Raw genomic sequence first — 20,692 nt, 5'->3', positions numbered from 1 at the left:
TTCCGTTAGGCAACATTTAGGCAACATTGGTGAAAATTAGCCAAAAACTAGTCACCAATTATGATCCCCATCTTGATAACATATTGATAAGTATTTATATCACCTAGCTATGACCAACTCACTCCAACTCACTCCCAACGTCACATCCTTATCAGACAGAGAACTTCAGGTAATTGAGCTAGTTGCCTCGGGGTTAACCAATCAAGAGATAGCAGCCGAGTTGGAAATTAGTAAACGCACCGTAGATAATCACATCAGTAATATTTTGACAAAAACCCATACCGATAATCGGGTGGCATTAGTACGATGGGCTTTGCAATGGGGCAAAGTCTGTATTGATCAGGTAAATTGTTGCATAATTAACAAGCCCAAGTCTCCCAAGTCTCAAGATGAATTGCAGAGTGCATAGAATTAGTTTTTCGCCATCTCTGCCCCTAGCTATGTATAAAGAGTTGGCTGTTCACCTAGGGCAAGTACCCGCCGTAAGTACTGAGTTACATTGGCAAGATGCTCAGAATTTTGACTATAATGACAGTCAAATTGCGGCGATAAGTATTACCTTTGATCCCGATGTTAATCACAACTCGGATAATAATAATGCTATGCCAGAGCTAATCACTCGAATCCTAAATCACTACGGCACATGGCACCAAGTAGCTGAGACTAAAGCTAGTGTTGATTTAGAGGTAATGACAAGTAATTGGAGCTAATTGATCTTGATTAACGGTCTCTGGCTTTGGGCGATCGCTTTAATTATTGGTTTCCCTGTGGCAGTGGTTCTATTGGGAGAATTAATTCATCGTCTGCAAAAGCAAAAACAGCCCTTTGTCGCTACCTTACAAATTATTAGAAATTTAGTTTTACCCGTACTAATTTTTTTACTATTTACTCAACATGTTTTAGAGCTACCACCTCAAGATGAACGGGTACGAAGTATCCAGACCCTCCTCTGGATTTGTGTCATTCATGGTGCGTTATCACTACTAAATACAGTTTTATTTGAGCAGGCAAAGGCGGACACTTGGCAGGCAAAGGTTCCTAAGTTATTAATTGATTTGTCCCGCTTGTTTTTGGTGCTATTAGGGACAGCGATCGTCTTGGCAACGGTGTGGAATGCTGATTTAGCTGGACTTGTGACTGCCTTAGGCGTAAGCTCGATCGTCATTGGTTTGGCATTGCAAGATACTCTGGGCAGTGTTATGTCAGGAATTGCACTCCTTTTTGAGCAACCATTTTCGGTAGGGGACTGGTTAAAAGTTGGTAGTTTAGTGGGACAGGTAATTGATATTAATTGGCGATCGGTTCGTCTTGTCACCCTAGAACGGGAAATGGTGGTTATTCCCCATAAAGTAATTTCGGGGGAAGTAATTCGTAATTTTAGTCGCCCCCAACGGATTCATGCGGAACGAGTCCAAGTGGGGTTTTCCTATAAAGACCCCCCTAACCTTGCTAAGTACGTCTTAAAAAACACTGCCCTAGAGACTCAAGGCATTTTGGCTAATCCAGAGCCGTATATTTTTACCTTAGGCTATAGCGATTCATCAATTACCTATGAGGTGAAGTTTTTTATCGAAGACTATGCCGACTTAGAAGAAATTCGCGATCGCTTTATGACCAGGGTTTGGTATGCTGCCCAACGCAATAATCTCAATATTCCCTTTCCGATTCGCACTCTCTATCATTTCCACGGACCAACTTCACAGGCAGAGGGTAGTAAGAAATTTGCCCAAAGCCTAGATTCGATTCCTGCTTTTGTGCCACTGGAACGGGACTATAACCTGCGATCGCCTGATATAAATTTGCAACATTTTGGTGCAGGGGAGAATGTGATTCAACAGGGTTATCCTAGTAGTGCCTTATATATCGTGATTGTCGGTATCGCCGTAATGACCGTAGTTGATCCCAATGGCGATGAACATGAGGTACTCCAAATTAATCCGGGTGAGTTTTTTGGTGAAATGACGCTATTTTCAGGAGAGGTCAGCATGATTACTGTTAGGGCGAAGCAGGACTTAGAACTGATGATGATCTCTGCCAATGAAGTGGATAAAATGATCGAGCGCCAACCGAGTTTTTCCCGTGAAATTAGTCAAGTTCTAGAAATCCGACGGAGGGCATTAAATAATCTCCAAAAATCAATCCAACCTAATCTTAGGCGTTAATATCTAGGCATAGTTCTCGAAAGCGATCGCCCCGTTGTTCAAAGTTAGCAAACTGATCAAAGCTAGCACAGGCAGGAGAGAATAAAACTGTTTTAACCTTAAGGCTTACCGCTAAAGTTAATGACCTAGGGACTGCTACTTCAAGGGTATTTACAATTTCATAGGTAGAATAATTTACCCCTTGGAGCAATTTGGCAAATAAGGGAGCAGCTTCTCCAATTAAAAGTACCTTAGCTGCTTTTTGCTTAATTAGTTCTAGCCATGCTTGGGGTTCTCCAGTTTTAGGTTCGCCGCCAGCAATTAGGATGGTTGTATTTTCTATGGCTTGTAATCCCACCAATGCGGCATCGTAGTTAGTGGCTTTACTATCATTAATAAACTGTACCCCTTGGCGATCACAAATATATTCCAAGCGATGGGCAACCCCATTAAATTCAGCTACTCCTGCGGCAATAGCTTCAGAACTAATTCCTGCCAGTTTTGCTGCGGTTACCGCCATTAATAAGTTTTGGAGATTGTGCTGCCCGATCAACTTAAATTTATGTACAGCTACTACATCTTGATCAGCAAATTTTACCCATCCCGCCTCAATGTATGCCCCATTAGTAGAATTAGTGCAGGATGTCCATACAGCCTGAGGACATAGGGAAGCACCATGTTGGGACAGGTATTGATCATCGCTATTTAAAATAATTTGCCGCGATCGCTTGATCAGACTATATTTAATATCTCGATACGCCTCAACGGTACGATGACGATTGAGATGATCGGGAGTAAAGGTTGTCCACACACCAATTTGCGGATTTATACTGGGAGCCGACTCAATTTGGTAGCTACTAATTTCGGCAATAATCCAATCAGGTAGTTGAGAATTTAAGGCAACGTCGCACACAGGTACACCAATATTGCCGCAAGCGGGAGCATTTATCCCTGCCGCTTGAAAAATTGCCGCCACTAAAGCTGTAGTTGTAGTTTTACCATTGGTGCCAGTAATTGCTAACCAAGGAATTTTATGAAGGTATTGCCAACCCAACTCCACTTCGCCAATGGTCTCAATGCTTAAATTTCTCGCTTTTTGTAAAATAGGGCTATCCCAAGGAATTCCTGGACTAACAATAATTAATTCAATTGAGGTGTCTTCCCAGCTAGGGCTACTATTTAGTGTTACTTCAATGCCTTCAGACTCTAGCAAATCTCGTTGTCGCATTAAGCTGGGGTTAGTTCCTTGATCGCTTGCCGCCACTTGCCAGCCATTAGATTTTAACAAACGGGCTGCCGCAACTCCAGATTTTCCTAGCCCTAATACATGTGCGATCGGCATTTTTGCTTTTGGATAAATAATATTTAGTTTTTAAATTCTTGATTTTTAATTACTAGCGGCGTTGTTCTAGTTTTGTATAGACACTGGCTAAACTTACTTGGTGATATGCCATAGCCACAAGCGTGTGATAAAAAAGATCAGCCACCTCAGAAGCGATCGCATCAGGATCATTATCCTTACAAGCCATTACTACCTCGGCAGTTTCTTCGCCAATTTTTTTGAGGATTTTATTATCGCCCCCTGCAAATAGCTGACAGGTATAGGAATTAGGGCGAGGATGCTCAAGCCGATCACAAATTACGGTGAAAAGCTCTGATAGCGGATCTGATGGTTGATCAGTCATAAAAAATCATAAAAAATCTGTAGAGACACCATAGCATCCCTACAGTTAACTCAAAACCTTACTTAACAGAAGCAGTAGCACCGGCATCTTCTAGTTGCTTCTTAGCAGCCTCAGCATCGGCTTTAGGCAGACCTTCTTTAACGGTTTTAGGTGCAGCTTCCACTAAATCCTTAGCATCTTTCAAGCCAAGACCAGTAATTTCCCGTACCACCTTCAAGATTGAAATTTTCTTATCCGCAGGTACAGCATCTAATACTAAGTCAAATGCAGTTTTTTCTTCTACTTCTTCCACAGGAGCAGCAGCAGCAGCAGCAACGACCACACCGCCTACAGGAGCAGCAGCAGATACTCCAAAGGTTTCTTCAATTGCCTTAACTAATTCAGCAGCCTCTAGTAGGGTTAGTGATTTTAGTTTCTCAATAATTTCATCAGTTACAGCAGACATCGAATTTCTCCTTAAGTTTAATTATGTTGATTGTTTATTTGAATGCTTACTTGAATGTTTAATTAATCAAGTTAATTGAGCAAAGGATTAAGCTACTTTTACGCAGCTTCTTCGTGAATGGCTTTGATTGCCCTCGCCAAAGATTGAGGTACTTCTTTGATGCCAAATGCCAGTTTTGTAGCAACACCATTGATTGCGCCAGCAATTTGTCCCAAAAGTACTTCCTTAGATGGCAGATCGGCGATCGCCTTAAGTTGTTCTGGATTTAAAGCCCGACCATCAAATACTCCGCCCCGCAGTTCAGTTTTTTTAGTTTCCTTTAAAAATCCCTGATAGGCTTTGAACGCAGCACCAACATCCTCTTTAATCACTAAGCACACAGAGGTTCCCTTTAAAAAAGTTTCCAAAGGTTGCCACTCGGATTTAGACTCGATCGCCTTTTTCATCAAAGTGTTTTTAGTCACTTTACACACAGTCCCAGAGGGTCTCATTTGCCGACGCAGCTTAGTAATTTCTGCTACGGTTAATGTGGCAAAATCAAGCACTATAATCATTTGGGCATCAGCAATTTCTGCTTCCAGCTTAGCGACTACATCTTGCTTTTGTTCTAAAGTTTTTCCCATATTTCTCACCTCCTTAACGGTATATTTTGCAAAAATAAAAGCCCCAACCTATAGCAAGGCGAGGCAATAGAGATTTACCCTATTAACTTCACCTCAGCAGGAAATTAAGCAATGCCCCTGCTATCTACGGCTACAATATCAAGTTGTAAAAAATTTCAGTAGGCAATATCTCCACATCTAAGGTCTAGTATAGTTAGGCAGCTTCACCTAATTTTAGGTCTCGCAAAGAGCTAATATCCACTTCTATGGCAGGACCCATAGTTGAAGATACATACAGCGATCGCCAATACCTACCCTTAGCACCCGAAGGACGATTACGATCAATCACTTCTTGGAGCGCTTTAAGGTTTGTCAGCAAATCCTCAACGGTAAAATTAGCTTTGCCAAACAAGACATGGACAATACCAGTTCGATCAGCACGGAACTCAATCTTACCGCCCTTAAACTCAGCGATCGCCGTTGCTAAATCAAAGGTAACCGTACCACCCTTAGGAGAAGGCATAAGCCCTCTTGGACCCAAAAGCCGCCCTAATTTAGCCACCTGAGGCATCATATCTGGAGTAGCAATTAATAGATCAAAATCCAGCATTCCTTTACTGATTTCATCAATCAAGTCTTCAGAACCAGAAATATCTGCCCCAGCCGCCGCTGCCTCAGCTACTTTTTCCCCACGCGCAATTACCGCAACTTTCACAGTCATTCCTGTCCCTTTGGGTAATGCTACGGTGGTTCTTAGTTGTTGGTCTGCATATTTTGGATCAATACCCAGCCGCACATGAGCCTCGGCAGATTCTATAAACTTAGCAGTAGCTGTATCTTTTAATAAAGCTAACGCTTCCGAGGGCATATAAGCCCTTAACTCGACTTTGCTTTGCGCTAAACGCACCCGCTTTGAAGCTTTTTTAGCCATTTTTCCTTCCTTGGGGTAATAACGAAGTTTAGAGCCTCTCCCCCGATAAATAATTAGTTAAGTCTTTAATCTTAACTCAAACAAGCCAATATGGTCAACTAAGCTGTAATTGTGACACCCATATTTTTAGCAGTGCCTTCAATAATGTTCATGGCAGCATCAATATCATTGGCGTTCAAGTCTGGGAGCTTAATCTGAGCAATTTCTCGCAACTGATTACGGGTAATAGAACCGACTTTTTTACGATTAGGTTCGCCTGAGCCCTTGCTTAGTCCTGCTGCCTTTTGGATCAAAATCGAAGCTGGAGGGGTCTTCAGCACAAAGCTAAAGCTCCGATCCTCAAACACAGAAATTTCCACAGGGATTACCGTACCCACCTGATCGGCAGTACGGGCATTGTATTCCTTACAAAACATCATGATATTGACACCATGTTGTCCTAAAGCTGGACCAACAGGAGGTGCAGGGTTTGCTTTACCCGCATTGAGTGCGAGTTTAATAATTGCGGTAACTTTTTTTGCCATTGGTTTGGATTAATTTTGGATTAACTTTTTATATTAATTTGGATTGACACGATAGTCTTAAAGCCTCACTCAAAGCTTGAAATGAAAAACTTTAATTATTTTTTTGAACTTGGTTAAACTCCAATTCTACGGGAGTGTCTCTACCAAAAATTGAAAGTAGGGCTTTGAGTTTACTGCGTTCAGGCGTTACCTCAACCACTTCTCCTTCAAAATCTTTAAATGGTCCTGAGAGGACTTTAATCTTGTCTCCCACAGACATATCAATCTTGATGACTGGCTCTTGTAGTTCAGCGATTTTGAAAATGCGTTCTGCTTCACTTCTGCCAAAGGGACGGGGGGTTACATGCCCTCTTCCTCGACCATAATGACGCTTCTGTTCAGTGCCAACAAAGTTAATTACATGGGGAGTATTTTTCACTACCTGCCAAGCATCATCACTCATAAACATCTTGATCAGTACATAGCCAGGAAAAACCTTTTCCTCAGAACTAAGCCGTGACCCGTCCTTACGCACCTTAACAATAGGAGTTTGAGGAATCTCTATCTGGACAATTTTATCTTGAACATCAAGCATTTGAATCCTTTGTTCAAGGCTTAACTTAACCCGTTTCTCACAACCTGAAGCAACTTGAACTGCATACCAGTGGCACACATTAGGGTCTGTAGCTTGGGTTGTATCTTGATTTTCAGCAAACATTACAGAAATATCCGACTAGAAATCCATCCAAAAATACTATCTACCAAAAATACTAAGCCTGCAGAAACTACAACCATGAGAATTACGGCTGCGGACTCACTAATTAGTTGTTGACGTGAGGGCCATACAATTTTATCTAGCTCAGCCTTAGTACTCTTAAAAAAATCAGATAAATCAGAACTAGGACTTAGCGATCGCTTTTCCCCGTCTTTAATATCTTTAGCTTCGTTGTGAGTCATGATTGCAATTTTTTGGTTGCTAATTTTTTGGTTGCTAATTTTTGAAAAGTTTAAGTTTCAAATTTTAGGCTTGAAGGTGATAGGCGAGCGCGCCCTGGAGGACTTGAACCCCCGACATCAGGTTTTGGAGACCTGCGTTCTACCAACTGAACTAAGAGCGCAATTTTCGTAGCTTAATTAAACTTGAGATAAATTGACTTTAGCATAATCCTCGTACTTTCGCAGGGACTTAGGTGAGATCTCGATCAAATCTTTGCTTAACACGGCTGGCTTTACCGATGCGATCGCGCAGATAGTATAATTTAGCCCTTCTGACCTTACCTCGACGTATAACTTTTATACTTTCGACTTGGGGGGAGTGGAGTAAAAATACTCTTTCTACGCCAACACCTTGGAAAGTTTTACGCACAGTCATAGTAGAGTTGATACCACTACGAGCTTTGGAGATAATTACACCTTCGTAGGGTTGAGTACGGAACTTATCACCCTCCTTAATTTTGACACCAACTTTGACAGTATCTCCCACATAGAGTTGAGGGATATCTGACTTTAAGTATTTAGCTTCAATTTCGCTGATGATCGCTTGGGCATTCATAGGAGTCTTAAAAAATCACAGTCTTTAATGATATCTTAGTTTTGTTAATAAGTCTAGAAGTTATAAATTTCTGCAATTACAGTTTTTTATGGATTTGCGTAGTACGGGGTACAGGGGTAAAACCCGCAGCCCCTAACCCAACCTATCCCTTAATCCTCAAATAGACTGTAATCTGCAAATAAATTGCTGTAGATTAAATTGGACGAGGTGAGATCAAGGCAGATTCAGGTAAAATGATCATTAATAAAACTTAAGCCAAGACAATATGGCAGATCGCTATGTTCGAGTCAAAACCGCCAGTCATGAGCGAGTTTTTTACGGTATTTTGCAATTAAACCAATCTGTACAGATATTAAGTGCGGCTCCTTGGTTGGGAGGTAAGCCTACTAATGACTTAATTGCCCCAGATGGTTATGAATTATTGGCTCCCTGTGAACCCAGTAAGATTGTGGCAGTTGGTAAAAACTATGTGGCACATGCTGCGGAAATGAATAGCCCAGTACCTACAGAACCTTTAATATTTTTAAAGCCATCGAGTGCTATTCTTGCGCCAGAGGGGAAGATTTTATTACCATCGCAGTCTAAGCAAATTGATTATGAAGGAGAATTGGCTTTAGTAATTGGTAGCTACTGTACTAACTGCTCCTTAGATCAAGCCTCCTCAGCTATTTGGGGTTATACGATCGCCAATGATGTAACCGCAAGGGATTTACAAAGACAGGATAATCAGTGGACAAGGGCTAAAGGCTTTGATACTTTCTGCCCCCTGGGTCCTTGGATTGTGCGCGAGATCAGCCCTACAGCACAGATTCAAACTTTCTTACAAAGTTCTAAGCAACCCTTACAGGCTGATACCATCGACAATATGGTTTTTAGTCCAGAGTTTTTAGTAGCTTATATCAGTCAAATTATGACATTGCTCCCAGGAGATATAATCCTGACAGGAACACCTCAAGGGGTTGGAGCTTTACAAGTGGGCGATCGCATTGCCATTGAAATCGAAGGAATTGGCAAGTTGCAAAATTATGTAGACCTACGTAGCCCTTTAGCAAACTTGGAAGAGGATGAGAGCTAAGCGGTTTTGAGCCATCCTTAAACATGATAAATTAGACTTAAAACTCCCTCTAGTTAAATTAACCCACAGCTGATCAATGCATATTTCCCTAAACTGGCTGCAAGAATTAGTAAGCTTTTCCTTATCTCCCCAAGAAGTTGCAGATGCTTTGACTATGGCTGGGTTTGAAGTAGAGGGTATTGAAGATCGCCGTACCTGGGCTGATGGTGTGGTGGTGGGCAAAATTTTAAATGCAGAGCGTCATCCCCAAGCCGATCGCCTTCAAGTTTGTACCGTAGATGTGGGTGGGAATGAACCTTTAAACATTGTCTGTGGGGCGGCAAATGCCCGAACTGGGTTATATGTACCTGTGGCGACTATTGGCACTTACTTACCTACGGTAGATTTAAAATTACGTCCTACAAAATTACGGGGGGTGCGCTCAGAGGGCATGATTTGCTCCTTGTCAGAATTAGGTTTGGCAAAGGAATCCAGTGGTATTCATGAATTTCCTGAAGGTGTAACTATTGGGGCAGATGTGCGTCCGTTGTTGGGATTGGATGATGTGATTTTAGATGTTAGCTCTACGGCAAATCGGGCTGATGCCTTGAGTATGGTCGGGATGGCACGGGAATTAGGAGCTTTGATCGGTGAGAAAGTTAAGTTACCGATCGCTAAATCAAACTATGAGATCAAGTCTGAAAATTGGGTATCTGTAGATTCTAGAGATGCAGTTAAAGCTTGTCCTGCCTATATTGGCACTTTAATTAAGGGCATAAAAGTTCAAGATTCTCCCCAGTGGCTACAACGGCGGATTCAAGCGGCAGGTATGCGATCAATTAATAATATTGTAGATATTACTAATTATATTTTGTTGGAATGGGGACAGCCGTTGCATGGTTTTGATGCCGATACTTTAGGTTCCGATTTAGAGTCTGATCTAAAGATCGGTGTGCGCTTTGCCCGTGAACAGGAAACCCTAATTACCCTAGATGGACAAACTCGAAATTTATCTAGTCAAAATTTACTCATTACTTCAGGTGATATCCCTGTGGCGATCGCCGGGGTCATGGGTGGTAAAGAAACAGAGGTAAGCGATCGCACGGTCAATTTAGTCCTAGAAGCAGCATTATTTGATCAAACTGTAGTGCGCAAGTCAGCAAGGGCGCAGGGGTTACGCACAGAGGCATCGGCACGCTATGAACGAGGGGTAAATCAAGCGGGGTTAGAAATTGCCACAGCAAGAGCCTTAGAATTAATTTTGGAACTGGCAGGTGGTGAGATTATCAGTCAAAGTATTAGCGATCGCCGCCCCACGGAAACCAGAAAAATTACCCTCAGGCTAGAACGAGTACAGGAAGTTTTAGGTTCCATTGAAACTGAGGATGGGGATAGCGTTGATTTATCGGCGGAAATCGTGACTAAGGTTCTAACAGCCTTATCCTTTGAGTTAAAAGCTAATGATGAATTGAAAGCTGATAATTTGCACCCAGATACTTGGGAAGTAGCCGTGCCCACCTATCGTTATGCGGATATAGAGCGGGAGATTGACCTAATTGAAGAGATTGCTCGCATCTATGGCTACGATAAATTCCAAGAAACCTTGCCCCCGCGGACAGAACTAGGCTATTTAGGCACCGATGAATTACTAAAACGACAAATTCGAGAATGTCTTCGGGGTGTGGGCTTAACTGAAGTTACCCATAGTTCTTTGTGTAGTCCAACTCAATCTACTCAAGTCAAAATCACCAATCCCGTTGCCTTAGAGTATAGTGCTTTGCGCTTAGATTTACTGTCAGGCTTAATTGAGGCGTTTGCCTATAACTTAAATCAAGGTAATGGTTGGTTATGGGGCTTTGAAATTGGGCGGGTGTTTTGGCAGGATGAAGAAGGTAGCGTTGAAGCAGATCATGTTGGTGGTATTTTTGGTGGTGATCCAACGGTTGGGACTTGGCAGCATAATACTAAACCCCTTGATTGGTATGCCGCTAAGGGAGTCTTAGAAACTGTATTTCAGCGTTTGGGCGTAACGGTAGAATACCAGCCCGATCAACAAAATTCCCGTCTCCATCCCGGTCGCACCGCTTCACTGTGGATTTCAGGGGAACGCCTTGGCACCTTTGGGCAACTGCATCCCCAAGTTTGTCAAATCCATGATTTACCCTCGGAGATTTATGCCTTTGAGTTGGATTTAGGCGCATTACTAGAGGCAATTGATCGGAAGGCGATCACAATTTTTCAAGGTTTTTCCAGTTTTCCCCCTAGCGATCGGGACATTGCCTTTTTTGTGCCATTAAAGGTATCGGTGGCAGAAATTCAACGGGCTATTACTTTTACCGGTGGAAATTTACTTGAGTCTGTGCAATTATTTGATCAGTATCTAGGGGAAGGAGTACCACAGGGTTTACGAAGTCTGGCTTTTCGCTTAATTTATCGAGCTAGCGATCGCACTTTGACCGATGCCGATATTAATCCTGTACACCAGAAAATTCGAGATGTGTTAGAAGAAAAATTTAGGGCAACCTTACGCAGCTAGGCTTACAGATTAAATTGCAAACCATTACAATAGGATACATACCAGAACTGAGCTTGATCTTAAAAAATCAGGTTAAGCTGGGGTTAATAGTCTAGATTTTATATGCTCTAATACCTATGCTGCGAATTATTACTCAGCGACCTGAGGCAGAAACTGAAATAAAAAGAATCTGCGATCGCATTTATGATGACCAAGTAACTCATAAAGAAGCTACCGTCAGTGAAATAATTCAAACAGTACGCCGACAGGGAGACCTTGCTCTAATTCGCTATACGGCTGAGTTTGATGGGCAGACTATTACCCAAGCTGATCTCCGCATTAGTGGAGCAGAGCTAGATGTAGCTTATCAAAAAGTCAATAGTGAATTGCTGAAAGCGATCGAAACTGCCCATGAACGCATTTTAAGTTTCCATAAACAGCGTGTACCGAAAAGTTGGGTACAATTCGGTGATAAAAATACAGTGCTTGGTAAACGTTACAGTCCCGTGGATATTGCGGGAATTTATGTACCTGGTGGTAAAGCCACCTACCCAAGTACAGTGTTGATGAATGCCGTGCCTGCGGTTGTGGCTGGGGTAAAGCGGATTGTCATGGTCACACCGACGGGTAAAGATAAAACTATTAATCCCGCCATTTTAGTTGCTGCCGATATTGCTGGGGTTGATGAAATTTATCGGATTGGGGGGGCGCAGGCGATCGCCGCTTTGGCATATGGAACCGAAACTATTCCCGCCGTTGATGTGATTTCTGGACCTGGGAATATTTACGTTACCCTTGCTAAAAAACAAGTCTATGGCAAAGTTGGGATCGATTCTTTGGCTGGTCCTTCAGAAGTTTTAATTATTGCCGATCAAACTGCCCATCCCGTGCATATTGCCGCCGATCTTTTGGCACAGGCAGAGCATGATTCCTTAGCTGCGGCGATTTTAATTACCACCGATGCCCGTTTGGCAAATAAAGTGACAGAAGAGGTCAAAGTTCAACTAGAAAGACATCCCCGTCGTATCCTCACCGAAAAAGCGATCGCAAATTATGGTTTAGTCGTTGTTGTAGATAGCCTCAAAACTGCTGCTGATCTATCTAATCTATTTGCGCCAGAACATTTGGAACTAGCGATCGAAGAACCTTGGGAAATGTTAGAGATGATTCGCCATGCAGGAGCCATTTTTCTCGGGCATTCCACCCCAGAGGCGGTGGGAGATTATCTAGCAGGACCTAATCACACCTTGCCAACTTCGGGAGCAGCCCGCTATGCGTCACCTTTGGGCGTAGAGACCTTTATGAAACATTCCAGCATTATCCAGTTCAGCCCGGAGGCATTAAAGGATGTGTCGGGGGCGATCGCCGCTTTAACCGAAGCAGAAGGCTTACCATCCCACGGTGATTCTGTAAGACTGAGGCTTCAAGACTTGTAAACCTCATAAATTTGAACTAAAAACAGGCTGATGTTAAAAACTCTTCAAGTTCATAGAAATCAACAGATTCTATATCTTTGAGGTGAATCATAACTGTAAGTTTTCTAGTGATAAATTTCTCCTTATACCAAATCGAAGAGTATAGGCTACAGATGGTATAAATATATAAACCGAGTTCAAAGAAAAAAATGGCAGGAGTATAGAGCCTGTTTCATATCTCATGAGTAGCAATTGTTTTTAGCATCAAACGAATAAAGCAAAGATTGAGTTTAGCCGTAGCATTAAAAAGAGTTCTCTCAAAGTTCTTAACTAAGATTTTGCATCTTTCAACCCAAGTACCCACCTTGTCGGCACAACTACAAACCCAGACAGACCTTTTTCTGCCTTCTGTTGCTTTGATACCTTAGGAGAAATTTCAAACCTAATCTTAGTCATAATCTCAGGATAAACCTTCTGTAAATCAGTCGTCAATTTTTCGATATGATAACCACTATCCAGCAATATCGTAGTTAGGGTAATGTCATCTGGCTTCGATTTGAAGTAATCAATGTTAAACGTTAACATCTCAATCAGTCCTTGGTCATCTGATACATTTGCTCTTGTTAAATAGGTAAAGAAAGGAAATCCCAGAGTGTCAACGGCTAAATGTCTTTTGATCCCGTTAGTTGCTTTGTAGGAGCAGAAGCCCTTGGATTCTATACTTGCATTACAAGTATTTTTCACTGCTTGTGAGTCAATGATGATTAAAGTTGTCCATTTTGATTTTTTTTGACTGTTCACGGGCTGTTGAATGCAAAGCTTCCATAATCGCAGTAAATGTACCTGTATCTTTCCACTCCTTGTAGTATCGATACACTGTAGAGAATGGTGGTAAGTCTCGGGGCATATCTCGCCAATTACAGCCGTTTTTGAGTTGGTAGAGTATGCCGTCTAAAATTTGTCTTTTTGTCCAAGTTGGCGGTCTAGTTTGCTTTTTCTTTGGGAGCAATGGTTCTATAATTTCCCATTCTTTATCTGTTAGGCTACTTGAGTATGGATTTAGCATTTTCTAAGCATCATACATCTTGCTCATAATAGATATGAAACAGGCTCTATACTCAGTTTCATTTGTAATGATTGTTGACTTTACGTTCTGCCATAGCAATCTCGGTATTAATCTTTGTGATGCCAAATATCGCTTGATCTTGTCATGATTATGTCCTTCTAAATGGTCTGCTAAATTTATGATTTTGTAATTTATCTGACTACTTAGCAAGTACTGCCAATAATCTAACGTAGTAAAGTTGTTTGACATTTTATTCTTCCTTTTTAACTCATTCCCCCCTTTGCGTAAGTCCTATAAGAATGATGTTTGCTGATTGTGGACAGGTTTCTCGTGAAAATCGAAGAATGCGAATTAATTATCTAATACATCTCCAAGCTGACTTTTTTAATCTCTTGGGTAAATTCCCCGCCCGTTGGGGCGGCTTTCGATTAACATTCAGGAATGAGTGAATATATACACAAAAAACATAACGTAAGTGTATTGATATATCATCTTGTATTTCCAGCAAAATATCGAAGGGCGGTATTTGATCAAGAAGTAGATCAGGTACTAAAAGAAGTTTGTTTAGAGATAGAGAAACGATATGAGGTTAAATTTTTAGAAATAGGAGTAGATAAAGATCATGTTCATTATCTTGTTCAATCAGTACCGACATATAGCGTTACAAAATTGGTAAGACTGATCAAAAGTCTAACAGCAAGAGAAATATTTAAGAAATGCCCATGGGTCAAGAAAAAATTGTGGGGAGGTGAATTTTGGAGTGACGGGTATTACGCAAGTATAGTTGGAAAGCATGGAAACGAAGGAATGGTTAAAAAGTATGTAGAAGCTCAAGGAAAAGATTACACAGGCTTACACATAAATAATCAGCTAGAACTCTTTTAAGTTGGATACCCCGCCGCAAGCGGCGGGGTTATTCATTTTTAATAACCCAAGTTGCTACCTAATAGCTGAGGGAAAGAAATCTGCTACAAAGGAAAAGATGCAAGTAGCAGCAAGAAAAATGAATGATGAAATTATAGCGATTTATTGCTTATGCGATGACATTCTAAGAGCAATGAATCATCGTGGTGATCGACAACAAGAAATGAGTGATGGCGAAGTAATGACCACCGCTATAGTTGCCACTATGTATTTTTGTAGAAATTACGAGAGGGAAAGAAAATATTTATCAGATCAACCGCAGACTATATCGAGTTGAGCAAATGCTGTTGATATTGTTTGAAGCGTTGGGGCAAACATGGAAACAACTAAACACGGAATGGGTTTACAGCATTGATAGTTTTCCCATACCTGTCTGTGCCAATATCCGCATTCCAAGGTCAAAAATCTATGATGGCAAACAAGAGTATCGAGGCTATCAAGCCAGCAAGAGAAGATACTTTTATGGTATTAAAATTCATCTGATGGTGACGGAGTCAGGAGAGCCTGTGGAATTTTTTCTAACTAATGGTTCATTTGCTGATGTTAAGGGCTTGAGAGTATTTCCATTTGATTTACCTGAAGGCTCTGTGGTCTATGCAGATAGAGCTTACAACGATTATGAGGTTGAGGATTTGTTGCTTGAAGCCGAAAATATCCAGCTCTCAGCTATGCGAAAAAGCAGCTCAACTCGACCTCTTGCTGGTTATGTTCAGTTTCTTCAACACCATAAGCGCAAAGTTATTGAAACCACTGGCAGTTTAATATCCCAACTTTTACCTAAATCTATTCATGCTGTCACGGCTAAGGGATTTGAGCTTAAAGCTATGCTCTTTGTCCTTGCTCTTAGCGTTAATCTATGGGTAGCAACTTAGGTTTTAATATTACAAAGATTTGCATCTATCAAAATTTAGAATTGATGTTATATTTATAGACGCACTAAAAACGGGATGTAGCGCAGCTTGGTAGCGCACCACTTTGGGGTAGTGGGGGTCTTGGGTTCAAATCCCAACATTCCGATAGGGTTTCAAGGATCGCAATTTAATCGTCTACCAATTATCTACCACTTTTAGATTTCTGGTTAGACGGTAAACTGCGTAAATGTTGGTCGATTGCTCTTTGATGAGCAGCAGGATCGTTGCGATTTACCCACCAATCCTTGAGCATAGGCAAGTTATAACGAATAGTTTGGGGCGAAATACGGGAGTAATGTATTCCTTCATGCAATTCCCCACTCAGTCGTAAATCTCTGAGCTTAGTGACGGTTATGCCCAATGCTTTAGCGGCAATGTGTTTATCGGCACTGTTGCTTCTATCCTCATCGCTGCCACTGGCTTCAAATATACTTTGCAATATTGCTTGTAGCCGATCGCCAAGGTAAGGATCGGCACCATCCACTTCGATAGTAATTTTAACTGCCATATTCCTCCAAAAATAAAACTCGTTTAAGGGCGATCGCCGCCACCGTAGGCACAACCGAATTACCTAACACCGCAAGTCTGTCCAATCGGTGGGGAAGCCCATAAGCCACTCCACAAACTGGGGATTCAACACTTGACCAGTGGGGAGATAAGCCTTTACCCTTTTCGGAAAGTCCCCGCCCTGAGAAGCTGTCGGGGTGGGTAACAGCCTTAATTTCCGATCTAACTTGGTTTGACCAGCATGACGTTTTCCCGAATAGCTCATAGGCGTAGGCAACCACGAAAACCCTCTCCCGCAAATGCGGCGCACCAACTTCCGCAGCCGATATGATTTCCACATCAAAGCTATAGCTAAGTTCACTGAGTCCTCGTAAGACTTCGGCAAGTCCGCCTGCGTAAATTGCACCTTTGACATTTTCCCAGACAACATATTTGGGTCTACATTCTTTGATGACTGGGAGCATTTCAAACCAGAGGGACGATCGCTCTCCTGTAATTCCAGTTCTTGTTCCAGCGAGGCTAAGGTCTTGACAGGGAGATCCGCCAGTGATGAGGTCGAATTGATTGGGTTTTGCATAGAAGGTATGAATATCTCGGTGGATTGGAATATTTGGAAAGTTTTTGGTAAGGACATGGCAGCAGTAATCGTGAATTTCTACGAACTGGATTGTTTGAATACCGAGCGATCGCGCAGCCACAGTAAAGCCACCAATGCCCGAAAACAGGTCGAGATGTTTCATATAGCGTCTAAATTTTCTCTAAATCTTTAGCAGGAATATTCTGGGTAGTCAGCCAACGTGGACTAGACACCACAACCATGTCTTCAGCGATCGCCACAACCGTTAACTCATCAGTCTTCAAGCCCTTCAGAGTAAATAGCCCATTCTCACCTTTGCCCCGATAGCGCACTCTATCCCCAACACTTATATTTATAGGGGTAGTCACTTTAGTCACTATGGGGTTCAAATCCTCTCCCTGAATGGGTTTAAACGTAGTCACCTTTGTAGTCACTGCGTAGTCACCGTAGTCACTTTTGACAGCAGAGTTTAGATGTAAATTAGAAGACTCAGATTCTAACGATAAATTACAACCAACTTGGCAATTTGAATTGGCTTTCTCAGAATTTAGGGGTAAATCTTGGCTAAAGGTGACTAAAGTGACTACCTGTGGACTACCAAAGTGACTACGCTCAGGTGTATACTCTGTCTGGGTCTGAGGGTCAAAGTGACTAAAGGGACTACTAGAGAGTATTTTAATATTATATTTTCTACCCGTTTGCCCGTTGTTTATGGCATAACCCATAGCCACAATCTGTTGCATAAACTCTCGGCACTCATCACAAGTTGGCTTTTGTCGGGCAGGAATCCAAGACCTAACTTGTTTAGCTGTAATCCAATCTGCATACCTAAACCGCTCGACAAAACGAGTAATTTTGGCAGAGTCTTGATGTTCAGTAATCCCTAAATCGGCGTAGAGCAACCGTGTCTGTTTGATCGTCCACTGGACAAACTGAATAGCAGCATTTAAAGTATCAGCAGAAATCTCATGGCTCGGCATCTGCCCCTTAGCCACAGCCTCCACAATATGGAATACCAATGCTATTCTCGCTGCCCGTTCACGAGCCTTTGGGTAAAGTGTCCTAATACTTGGATGTGCTTCAGCTAATTTCTGGGTTTCACACCAGTCATGCCAGCGTGACCAGAGCTTTCTTGCTTCTTTGGAAATGGAGTAGGCGATCGCAGGTAAATTCTCCAAACGCCGATATATCCCCAGTAATAACTCACTAATATTGCAAGTCACGCCATCATTGGGAGCAGGTAGACGAGTCACAGGCAAATTAACCCATAGAAATCTCTGCCACAAACCATCAACCGTATATAAATCTCCCATCTGTTGCTTTAGAACGTCAGGCTGAATCGTGCCTAAAATACTCACGGGTGTATGGGTTAGAAACATTCTCTTCCCACTACTGCGGTCAACCTTCATCCCCCCAGAATCATAAATCGTCAACCATTTTTGTCTGTCGTTACCTTTGCCACCCTTATATTGATTAAAGCCAGCCAACATCTCTGCCAGTTCATCAATAGCGATCGCCGTACCATGAGTTGTACCCTCTAAGCTTTGAGCCAGCCCTTCAGTCGTGAAATCTTGAAAGAAATAGTTGCGAGGATTGGGCTTAATTGGCTTTTCTTGGTCGGTGTTAGGGTTAGCATTAAACTTAGCCAATTGCTTTTCGTACTCTTGCAGAACAGCCTTGTAATCTTCCTCAGCTTCAGCTTGTAGCACCTTAAGAGGTTTAGTAAGTATTTTGAAGATAGGGGACTTTGTAGCCCCAGACTCAGCAATAATGCCAGTCCAGATAATGGGAGGTGGATAAAATTCTGTAGCCGCAGCAATCTCGATCTTAGTGCCGACTCTTAAAAGGGATGCTGCAATTGGCAGAAGGGCAGACACTAAGACAACTTCGGGAATATTAAAAGCCTTAGCAACTTGAGTAAAAGGAATAGCCAGACTAGGAATCAGCGAGTCGATCGCAATAGATTCAGATACCCAACCGAGTAAAGTCTGAGTTTCACTTTTGAGAATGTCATTATCTTCTTGCTCATTAAGTTCTTGTGGATTAGCCACTTTTGGAGGTAAGGGAACTTTGCCCACAGCATCCATGATTTGCACTTTGGTTAACTTAAAATCTTCAATCCAATCGGCAATATCTAAACCTCCCTTCTCTGGTAATCTATTCCAAAGCGGTGAATCAGGATAGGGATAGAGCCATTGAGAATTAGGAAAATCTTTCTCAACATCCTTCATGTGTTCCAAGCCCTTAGTATCTCGGTCAGGCACCAGAACTACAGCAGCACCCTGTAAATCTTCAAGATAGTTGGGATAGCCATATCTACGCCATTTTCCAGCACCACCGATCACACAAGTAGCAGCGATACCCATAGATAAAAGCAGATCGACCTTCCCTTCACCCTCAACAATTAGAATCTGCTCATTACTAGCGATCGCCCCTTTATTAATCTCATCTCCAATCCGATAAAGATGCACCTGTTTCTGCAACTTCTCAGGAAAACCCAAAGACCAGACTATTCCCTTGCCATGAATCCGATGCCACTGGGCAAACTTCTTAATCCCTTGACCATCATCAGTTCTTACCACCTTAGCCAGAGGATCGCCCTTGATATTAGGATAGAAATACTCCTGAGTACCTTTAACTCGAATCGCTTTAGGTCTATCTGAACTATCTTGAGGTACCGAATAATACAAACCCCACATCCCACATTCAGTCTGACCTCGATAGACAAAATCTTCAATCCCAGCATCCCTCAGATGAGTATGGCACCGCACCTTAAGCCCCGACTCAACTTCATCAATCGCACAATCACCATCCTTAGTTCTGCCACAGACAGGGCAGGGATTTCTCGCAGAAGTCCGAAAACTATTCATCTTGCCTCTTTTTTCTTGCATAGTTAGTAGTTTGTAGACATAGTAAAACCAGACCTCGAACATAGCCATTCGAGAGAATATGTAGAATCATCATCAGTAATTTGAATTATTTAGTTGTTGAAAACTTCGACTGAAATAATGGTATCATGGATTAAGAAAATAATGTTGTCCGTTTGGACTACTTTTGAACTTTTTAACAATTTATTTTTATTTGCAAAATGGATACCACTACAACTGCCGATCTTTGTTTTGGCATAGGCGATCGCATTCTTGAAGTACGGGGAAAGATGACCCAACAGGCTTTTGCCAATAGTCTAAATATTGCTAAAAGTACGCTCATTCGTTATGAAAATGGCGATCGCTTACCCGATGCTGAAGTGATTGCCAGAGTTTGCGAACGTCACCATATTGATTACACTTGGCTGATTACGGGCAGAGGTTCTCGCACTGAAGCAGAACGGTATGTAAAAATTCCCCAGTTTGATGTCGCAGCTTCGGCAGGAATGGGTGCTTTTGTGGATGGAGAACCTGAAGCAGAGATGGTAAGGGTAGATAAAGATTGGCTAGAAAATCAGCTTAAAGTCCGACCTGAAGATGCCAGCTTAATCTTTGTGCGAGGCGATTCCATGATGCCGACTCTAAATAATGGCGATGTGCTACTGGTCTCTTCTAATGTGGAACAGATTGGTGATGGAATTTATGTGTTGCATTCGGATGGATTATTACAAGTAAAACGATTGCAACGGCAGCCCGGTGGTCAGCTTAGGGTGACAAGTGATAATCCCGCCTATCAGCCATATATTGTGAACTTTGCGGATGAGTCCACCGATTTTCGAGTAGTTGGTAAAGTAGTCTGGACTGTCCACAAGGTTACGGGATAATTTGGGAGGCGATCCGTCCGAACCGGGATTAGTGACAGAAGCGATCGCCCAAAGTAAAACAAATTTCATCCTGATTTCATAATCTTGTGTAAAGCTTAATCTGCAAGCATTAC

The 20,692-nt window shown here is 42.1% G+C and carries 23 protein-coding genes, 2 tRNA genes, 1 pseudogene and 1 other annotated feature; of the genes and pseudogenes, 11 read left to right on the top strand and 15 right to left on the bottom strand.

What is annotated here, in order from left to right:
* The first annotated feature begins 109 nt into the window (after positions 1 to 109).
* Genes pedR through SYN7502_RS07615 form a run of 3 tightly spaced genes read left to right on the top strand, consistent with a single transcriptional unit; the run spans position 110 to position 2,162 of the window.
* Positions 110 to 409, top strand: a complete 300-nt coding sequence (pedR, locus tag SYN7502_RS07625) for a photosynthetic electron transport-dependent transcriptional regulator PedR (protein WP_015168270.1) — start codon at positions 110 to 112, stop codon at positions 407 to 409.
* 31 nt (positions 410 to 440) lie between these two features.
* Positions 441 to 710: a hypothetical protein gene (locus SYN7502_RS18240; RefSeq protein ID WP_051023595.1), complete on the top strand. Its 270-nt coding sequence runs from the start codon at positions 441 to 443 to the stop codon at positions 708 to 710.
* 6 nt (positions 711 to 716) lie between these two features.
* Positions 717 to 2,162, top strand: coding sequence for a mechanosensitive ion channel domain-containing protein (locus SYN7502_RS07615; RefSeq protein ID WP_015168268.1), 1,446 nt, complete (start codon positions 717 to 719; stop codon positions 2,160 to 2,162).
* On the opposite strand, the gene murD is transcribed toward SYN7502_RS07615, so the two are convergent.
* From murD to rplS, 10 genes and pseudogenes are all read right to left on the bottom strand, one after another.
* On the bottom strand, positions 2,152 to 3,483 hold the full coding sequence (gene murD / locus SYN7502_RS07610) for a UDP-N-acetylmuramoyl-L-alanine--D-glutamate ligase (protein WP_015168267.1): 1,332 nt from the start codon (positions 3,481 to 3,483) through the stop codon (positions 2,152 to 2,154). The genes SYN7502_RS07615 and murD overlap by 11 nt on opposite strands.
* 52 nt (positions 3,484 to 3,535) lie before the next feature.
* Positions 3,536 to 3,814 (bottom strand): annotated as a pseudogene (hisE, locus tag SYN7502_RS07605) (phosphoribosyl-ATP diphosphatase); the annotation flags it as partial.
* 70 nt (positions 3,815 to 3,884) lie between these two features.
* Complete coding sequence (gene rplL, locus SYN7502_RS07600) at positions 3,885 to 4,271, bottom strand: 50S ribosomal protein L7/L12 (RefSeq protein WP_015168266.1); 387 nt, start codon at positions 4,269 to 4,271, stop codon at positions 3,885 to 3,887.
* 98 nt (positions 4,272 to 4,369) lie between these two features.
* The gene (gene rplJ, locus SYN7502_RS07595; protein ID WP_015168265.1) at positions 4,370 to 4,894 is read right to left on the bottom strand and encodes a 50S ribosomal protein L10; all 525 of its coding nucleotides are present in this window, start codon (positions 4,892 to 4,894) and stop codon (positions 4,370 to 4,372) included.
* A 25-nt stretch (positions 4,895 to 4,919) separates the two neighbouring features.
* Positions 4,920 to 5,042, bottom strand: a sequence feature (ribosomal protein L10 leader region).
* A gap of 45 nt (positions 5,043 to 5,087) precedes the next feature.
* Complete coding sequence (gene rplA, locus SYN7502_RS07590; protein ID WP_015168264.1) at positions 5,088 to 5,804, bottom strand: 50S ribosomal protein L1; 717 nt, start codon at positions 5,802 to 5,804, stop codon at positions 5,088 to 5,090.
* Between the two features lie 98 nt (positions 5,805 to 5,902).
* Positions 5,903 to 6,328 (bottom strand): 50S ribosomal protein L11, encoded by a 426-nt coding sequence (rplK, locus tag SYN7502_RS07585; protein ID WP_015168263.1) that lies wholly within the window; start codon positions 6,326 to 6,328, stop codon positions 5,903 to 5,905.
* Positions 6,329 to 6,419: 91 nt separating this feature from the next.
* Complete coding sequence (nusG, locus tag SYN7502_RS07580; protein ID WP_015168262.1) at positions 6,420 to 7,025, bottom strand: transcription termination/antitermination protein NusG; 606 nt, start codon at positions 7,023 to 7,025, stop codon at positions 6,420 to 6,422.
* Positions 7,025 to 7,264: a preprotein translocase subunit SecE gene (gene secE / locus SYN7502_RS07575; RefSeq protein WP_015168261.1), complete on the bottom strand. Its 240-nt coding sequence runs from the start codon at positions 7,262 to 7,264 to the stop codon at positions 7,025 to 7,027. Before secE ends, nusG begins: the two co-directional genes overlap by 1 nt.
* Before the next feature lie 88 nt (positions 7,265 to 7,352).
* Positions 7,353 to 7,425 (bottom strand) — tRNA-Trp (locus tag SYN7502_RS07570).
* 68 nt (positions 7,426 to 7,493) lie between these two features.
* Positions 7,494 to 7,859, bottom strand: coding sequence for a 50S ribosomal protein L19 (gene rplS, locus SYN7502_RS07565; RefSeq protein ID WP_015168260.1), 366 nt, complete (start codon positions 7,857 to 7,859; stop codon positions 7,494 to 7,496).
* A 265-nt stretch (positions 7,860 to 8,124) separates the two neighbouring features.
* Here rplS and SYN7502_RS07560 point away from each other — a divergent pair, with 265 nt between their 5' ends.
* The 3 genes from SYN7502_RS07560 (at position 8,125) to hisD (ending at position 12,864) form a co-directional block, all read left to right on the top strand.
* Positions 8,125 to 8,934 carry a fumarylacetoacetate hydrolase family protein gene (locus SYN7502_RS07560; RefSeq protein WP_015168259.1) on the top strand — a complete coding sequence of 270 codons (810 nt, stop codon included), beginning with the start codon at positions 8,125 to 8,127 and terminating at the stop codon, positions 8,932 to 8,934.
* Between the two features lie 76 nt (positions 8,935 to 9,010).
* Positions 9,011 to 11,449: a phenylalanine--tRNA ligase subunit beta gene (pheT, locus tag SYN7502_RS07555; protein ID WP_015168258.1), complete on the top strand. Its 2,439-nt coding sequence runs from the start codon at positions 9,011 to 9,013 to the stop codon at positions 11,447 to 11,449.
* Positions 11,450 to 11,565: 116 nt separating this feature from the next.
* Entirely contained in the window at positions 11,566 to 12,864 is a 1,299-nt protein-coding gene (gene hisD / locus SYN7502_RS07550) for a histidinol dehydrogenase (protein ID WP_015168257.1), read from the top strand.
* A gap of 309 nt (positions 12,865 to 13,173) precedes the next feature.
* Here the strand turns inward: hisD and SYN7502_RS07545 are convergent, their stop codons facing one another.
* Together SYN7502_RS07545 and SYN7502_RS07540 are read right to left on the bottom strand one after the other, a co-directional pair.
* Positions 13,174 to 13,644 (bottom strand): transposase, encoded by a 471-nt coding sequence (locus SYN7502_RS07545; RefSeq protein WP_371257766.1) that lies wholly within the window; start codon positions 13,642 to 13,644, stop codon positions 13,174 to 13,176.
* The gene (locus SYN7502_RS07540; RefSeq protein ID WP_015168135.1) at positions 13,598 to 13,909 is read right to left on the bottom strand and encodes a transposase; all 312 of its coding nucleotides are present in this window, start codon (positions 13,907 to 13,909) and stop codon (positions 13,598 to 13,600) included. The genes SYN7502_RS07545 and SYN7502_RS07540 overlap by 47 nt, the downstream gene beginning before the upstream one ends.
* Before the next feature lie 441 nt (positions 13,910 to 14,350).
* Here SYN7502_RS07540 and tnpA point away from each other — a divergent pair, with 441 nt between their 5' ends.
* From tnpA to SYN7502_RS07525, 4 genes are all read left to right on the top strand, one after another.
* The gene (gene tnpA, locus SYN7502_RS07535; RefSeq protein ID WP_015168255.1) at positions 14,351 to 14,794 is read left to right on the top strand and encodes an IS200/IS605 family transposase; all 444 of its coding nucleotides are present in this window, start codon (positions 14,351 to 14,353) and stop codon (positions 14,792 to 14,794) included.
* Position 14,795: 1 nt separating this feature from the next.
* Positions 14,796 to 15,110: a hypothetical protein gene (locus SYN7502_RS20520; RefSeq protein WP_210391333.1), complete on the top strand. Its 315-nt coding sequence runs from the start codon at positions 14,796 to 14,798 to the stop codon at positions 15,108 to 15,110.
* A 4-nt stretch (positions 15,111 to 15,114) separates the two neighbouring features.
* Positions 15,115 to 15,705, top strand: a complete 591-nt coding sequence (locus SYN7502_RS07530; protein ID WP_051023577.1) for an IS982 family transposase — start codon at positions 15,115 to 15,117, stop codon at positions 15,703 to 15,705.
* 71 nt (positions 15,706 to 15,776) lie between these two features.
* Positions 15,777 to 15,850: transfer RNA gene (locus SYN7502_RS07525), tRNA-Pro, on the top strand.
* A gap of 36 nt (positions 15,851 to 15,886) precedes the next feature.
* Here SYN7502_RS07525 and SYN7502_RS07520 read toward each other — a convergent pair.
* Genes SYN7502_RS07520 through SYN7502_RS18230 form a run of 3 tightly spaced genes read right to left on the bottom strand, consistent with a single transcriptional unit; the run spans position 15,887 to position 19,719 of the window.
* Positions 15,887 to 16,252, bottom strand: a complete 366-nt coding sequence (locus tag SYN7502_RS07520; RefSeq protein WP_015168254.1) for a hypothetical protein — start codon at positions 16,250 to 16,252, stop codon at positions 15,887 to 15,889.
* Complete coding sequence (locus SYN7502_RS07515; protein WP_015168253.1) at positions 16,242 to 16,991, bottom strand: DNA cytosine methyltransferase; 750 nt, start codon at positions 16,989 to 16,991, stop codon at positions 16,242 to 16,244. The genes SYN7502_RS07520 and SYN7502_RS07515 overlap by 11 nt, the downstream gene beginning before the upstream one ends.
* A gap of 7 nt (positions 16,992 to 16,998) precedes the next feature.
* Positions 16,999 to 19,719 carry a DUF3987 domain-containing protein gene (locus SYN7502_RS18230; RefSeq protein WP_168130337.1) on the bottom strand — a complete coding sequence of 907 codons (2,721 nt, stop codon included), beginning with the start codon at positions 19,717 to 19,719 and terminating at the stop codon, positions 16,999 to 17,001.
* Positions 19,720 to 19,916: 197 nt separating this feature from the next.
* On the opposite strand from SYN7502_RS18230, the gene SYN7502_RS07505 reads away from it, so the two are divergent.
* A complete protein-coding gene (locus SYN7502_RS07505; RefSeq protein WP_015168251.1) occupies positions 19,917 to 20,579 on the top strand; it encodes an XRE family transcriptional regulator in 663 nt (220 codons plus the stop codon).
* Positions 20,580 to 20,692: the final 113 nt, after the last annotated feature.

Source organism: Synechococcus sp. PCC 7502, assembly GCF_000317085.1.
Lineage (GTDB): Bacteria > Cyanobacteriota > Cyanobacteriia > Pseudanabaenales > Pseudanabaenaceae > PCC-7502.
Note: the sequence above shows the minus strand (reverse complement) of the source record. Positions and strands in the feature narration are given on the sequence as shown.